Below are 4,144 nucleotides of genomic sequence, written 5' to 3'. Positions count from 1 at the left end.
TGAGTAGCCGACCTCTCACACCACCGTACGTCAGTCTGTCTAACAATTATTGAACTCTCCGTTTTCGGGCATGGAAATGGATGACCTTTGTCGAATCTCTGTATCTAAGGAGATGAGCGTATATGCCATTTATCGAAGGTGAAGATAGACATCAAATTTATTTATTTCCAAATACGTTGGACGATTTTGTAGAAGAAGAAAATCCTGTCAGAGTTATCGATGCGTACGTCGATAGCTTGACCCTAGAAGAGTTGGGATTTCAGATCTATTCGGGCTCCAAAGCGGGGCAAAAGCCTTACCGCCGGGAAGAGCTTCTCAAGCTCTATCTTTACTGTTATATGAACGGTATCCGATCCTCTCGCAAGATGGAATCCGAGACGAAAAGAAATATTGAACTGATGTGGCTAATTGGTAAACTCCAGCCGGATCACGGCACTTTATCTGCTTTCATGAAGAGTAACCAAACGGCCATAAAAAAGCTGTTTAAAGAATTCACCTTAATGTTAAAAGGTTTCGGGTTAATCGATGGTCGGCTTGTCGCGATTGACGGCACAAAAATAAAGGCGAACTGCTCTAAAAAGAAACACTTTAACGACAACATTATCAGTAAGAAGCTGGAGCATATCGATGAAAAAATCGATGCCTATTTACGCGACTTTTTAACAGAGGACAATCGCCTCAAAAAGCAGGAAATCACAGAAAAGTTAGAAGTCTATCAAGAGAGAATGCACGAGCTACAGGTCATGAAACAAGAACTCAAGGAAACAGGTGAAAAACAGCTTTGTGTTTCCGATTCGGATGCCAAATCAATGAAAAACAACGGGAAGCATGAAGTCTGCTTCAATGTTCAAACTGTAGTGGACAGCAAGTATAAATTGATCGTGGACTGCGATACGGTTAATGATGTCAATGATCAAGGGCAACTTTCCAATATGTCAAAGAAAATAAAGCAAGTTTTCCGTGATCAAAAAAGCACAATTCTGGCCGACACAGGCTACTACAACTACCTTGAAATCATCGGCGTTGTCGACGAAAGCACCGAGCTCTTAATTAAGCCGCAGAAGGGAAAGCAAAACAAAGTAGCTAGCGGATTTGATAAAGAAAACTTTGAATATGATGCCGTAAACAATAGATATATTTGCCCGTTGGGTTATGAATTACCTTTCAAATGGAATGGAAAACAAGATGGAAAAGAGTACAGGCGGTACACATGTGAAGCCTTTGATATCTGTGGACAAAAGGATCTCTGCACGTCTGCTAAAGGCGGAAGGTCGGTAACCAGACTTAAAGATGAAGAACTGATCGAACAGATTGCCGAAAATACACGCAGTCAAAGTCATATTTATAAGCAAAGAGGGGCAATCGTTGAGCACCCTTTCGGAACAATAAAGCGTCACTGGGGCTATACACACTTTTTAACACGAGGGCTGGCATCAGTAGGCACTGAGACCAACCTAATTTGTCTTGCCTACAATCTCAAGAGAATAATAAAAATAAAGGGAGTGAATGAGCTCGTACGTCACTTCAGATACCGAGCTCATTCGATTTCTAAGATGCGCAACGTTTCTTTGGGTAAAATCGCATGAATTTAGATTTTGCAGAATGCTCAGCAATCAATTGTTAGACAGACTGACGTACCGTTCGGTATACGGCGGTTCAACCGCATAAGTGCAATTTACGTAGACGCTCGTATTGCGTAGTGATTTCTGTTCATCAGACCGAGGGTTTGCCTCCGGCTTCCTTCAGATTCCGCCTCGCGGCGGACACCCTTGCCTTCAACTAACAGTTCCTACTGCCAAGCCTGTAGCGGACTTTCACCGCCGAGTTATCGCCCATCCCGGGCGCACAAGAAAAAACGCCGCTGTTCATTTCTGAACAACGGCGTTCTTTCTTGTGCTTATGAGACGCTTTTTGCGCTGGTGATCACTTTATCAATGATCCCGTAGGTCTTGGCCTCTTCCGCGCTCATAAAGTAATCCCGGTCCATATCCCGGGCAATCCGCTCGATCGGTTGCCCCGTACGCTCGGCGGCAATTTCATTCAGCCGCTCGCGAATGCGGAGAATCCGCCGGGCGCTGATCTCGATATCGCTGGCCTGCCCTTGCGCCCCTCCGTGCGGCTGGTGGATCATGATCTCGCTGTTCGGGAGGGCAAACCGTTTGCCCTTCGTTCCGGACAACAGCAGAATCGCCGCAAACGAAGCCGCAAATCCCGAGCAGATCGTCTGTACATCAGGTTTGATGTACTGCATCGTGTCGTAAATCGCAAAACCTGCGGATGTGGACCCCCCCGGACTGTTGATGTAAAAATGAATGTCCTTCTCCGGGTCCTCCGCCGCGAGCAGCAGCATTTGGGCCGTGATGCTGTTCGCCACCTGATCGTCGATAGCCGAGCCCAAAAACACAATCCGGTCCTTCAACAAACGGGAGTAAATATCATAGGAACGCTCACCGTGACCGGTTTGTTCGATCACATAAGGAATAATCATATTGCTCACTCCGAACACCTCCATAAAATTAAGCCGCTGCGGCCCGACAGTATAGCTCCCGATTTGCCGCCAAATTGGCAGTCCAGTGAGCATTTTGCTGCGTCCGAGCTTTTGTGTGCAAAACGGAAACAACCGCTTCTTTCGGCACTCCATCATTCATTAGCATCACCATGGCAGCCGTGTTTTGTTGACGGAACGCCTCCACATAGGCGTAGGTCCTGAGCGCATCCGCTTCGGATTTTGATGTGTCCGCCGCTTCAATTTCGGACTGGCGCTTGCGGATTGAGTCGGAATGTTTGGCTATGGGCGTATTCGGATTCTTGCCCTTGTCCGTAGCTCCCCCCATTACTTGCTTATAGGGCAATGGAGTTAGCGACTTAGCTTGCGCGGGCTTTTGATCGCCAACTTTATCTTCGACCCTCTTCTTCAGCTTGGCCCTTGCCCGGTGAAGAGCGGCTTTGATTGCCCCTTCGGAGGATCTCGTCAATTCCGCGGCTTCCGCTGCAGTATACTTCAATACGTCCACCAGCAAAAAAGCCGTCCGCTGCCCCGGTGCCAACTGCTGCACCAGTATCTCCATAGCCATCCATACCTCCATTGGATCAGCGTTCGGATGTTGCAGCTCCTCCAGGGGCTGCTCTACCAATGGGAGCGTTTTTTTGCGGTTCCGGTCAATCCACGCATTGCGGGCTACCCGGTACAAGTATGCTCGAGTAATCCGATTCTCCTGGACACCCCTTTGCAGCGCGGACCACACCTTGAGCCAGGTATCCTGAACCAGGTCATCGCCTTCCCAAGGAGAACCCGCCAAAGCACGGCAATATTGCCGAAGAGCCTGGTGATGCAGAGTAATCCGATCTATATATGCGTCAGGGCTACTTACCACACCTTCCAGCGGCTGCTCTTCCCGCATGTTGGCACCTCCTGAAGATCTTCTTTGTATCCTCTATTTACGATCTCATTGTTATAAACGAAAAAATCTTACTTGTAGATACGGTACGCTATTCATTTTTTAAAATCAACCGATTGAAGAAGAGATGTGATCCATCTTTTGCAAAATACCTGCAAACCTGCAGGAATTATTGGAGTAGAGGGCCCCTCTGTGCGATATTCCTGCAAATCTGCAGGTTTTTTCGCCAATGGGGCCCCATTCCGGGGAGAGAGCCGTAAATTCCTGCACATTTGCATCTTTTCGCTTTTCGGGGCTCAAACGTTCGGAAATTGCTGCAGATTTGCATCAATTTGTATTAGAGCATACAAAAAGAGCACCACCGCTTCATACGGTAGTGCTCTTTCTTAGTTGCTTGGCAACGTCCTACTCTCCCAGGACCCTTCGGTCCAAGTACCATCGGCGCTGGAGGGCTTAACGGTCGTGTTCGGGATGGGTACGCGTGGAACCCCTCCGCCATCGCCACCAAACGTGTTCAGATGTTTGATCACCTGAAAACTGGATACGAAACGTATTTGCGTTTTAGTCTCCTCAAGTGCTCAGATCGGCTTGCTCAGCCTGACGCCACTTTTTGGAGTTATTTTTGGATAAGCCCTCGACCGATTAGTACCTGTCAGCTCCATGCATTGCTGCACTTCCACCCCAGGCCTATCAACCTCGTCGTCTTCAAGGGGTCTTACTAATTGGGAAATCTCATCTTGAGGGGG

The 4,144-nt window shown here is 47.9% G+C and carries 3 protein-coding genes and 2 rRNA genes; 1 reads left to right on the top strand and 4 read right to left on the bottom strand.

Annotated features, from left to right (window positions below; translation table 11 throughout):
- Positions 1 to 122 precede the first annotated feature (122 nt).
- Positions 123 to 1,586 carry an IS1182 family transposase gene (locus V4U84_RS26840; protein WP_334077415.1) on the top strand — a complete coding sequence of 488 codons (1,464 nt, stop codon included), beginning with the start codon at positions 123 to 125 and terminating at the stop codon, positions 1,584 to 1,586.
- Positions 1,587 to 1,897: 311 nt separating this feature from the next.
- On the opposite strand, the gene clpP is transcribed toward V4U84_RS26840, so the two are convergent.
- The 4 genes from clpP to V4U84_RS26820 all read right to left on the bottom strand — a co-directional run.
- A complete protein-coding gene (clpP, locus tag V4U84_RS26835) occupies positions 1,898 to 2,488 on the bottom strand; it encodes an ATP-dependent Clp endopeptidase proteolytic subunit ClpP (RefSeq protein WP_334076002.1) in 591 nt (196 codons plus the stop codon).
- 28 nt (positions 2,489 to 2,516) lie between these two features.
- Positions 2,517 to 3,401: an RNA polymerase sigma factor gene (locus V4U84_RS26830; RefSeq protein ID WP_334075998.1), complete on the bottom strand. Its 885-nt coding sequence runs from the start codon at positions 3,399 to 3,401 to the stop codon at positions 2,517 to 2,519.
- A 389-nt stretch (positions 3,402 to 3,790) separates the two neighbouring features.
- A 5S ribosomal RNA gene (gene rrf / locus V4U84_RS26825) occupies positions 3,791 to 3,907 on the bottom strand.
- 113 nt (positions 3,908 to 4,020) lie between these two features.
- Positions 4,021 to 4,144, bottom strand: a 23S ribosomal RNA gene (locus tag V4U84_RS26820); the annotation flags it as partial.

The organism is Paenibacillus sanfengchensis (genome assembly GCF_036864765.1).
Lineage (GTDB): Bacteria > Bacillota > Bacilli > Paenibacillales > Paenibacillaceae > Fontibacillus > Fontibacillus sanfengchensis.
Note: the sequence above shows the minus strand (reverse complement) of the source record. Positions and strands in the feature narration are given on the sequence as shown.

What these genes read in the sequence shown, in the direction of transcription:
- V4U84_RS26840 (WP_334077415.1), top strand. Translation starts at nt 123, where the DNA reads ATGCCATTTATCGAAGGTGAAGATAGACATCAAATTTATTTATTTCCA.
- clpP (WP_334076002.1), bottom strand. Translation starts at nt 2,488, where the DNA reads ATGATTATTCCTTATGTGATCGAACAAACCGGTCACGGTGAGCGTTCC.
- V4U84_RS26830 (WP_334075998.1), bottom strand. Translation starts at nt 3,401, where the DNA reads ATGCGGGAAGAGCAGCCGCTGGAAGGTGTGGTAAGTAGCCCTGACGCA.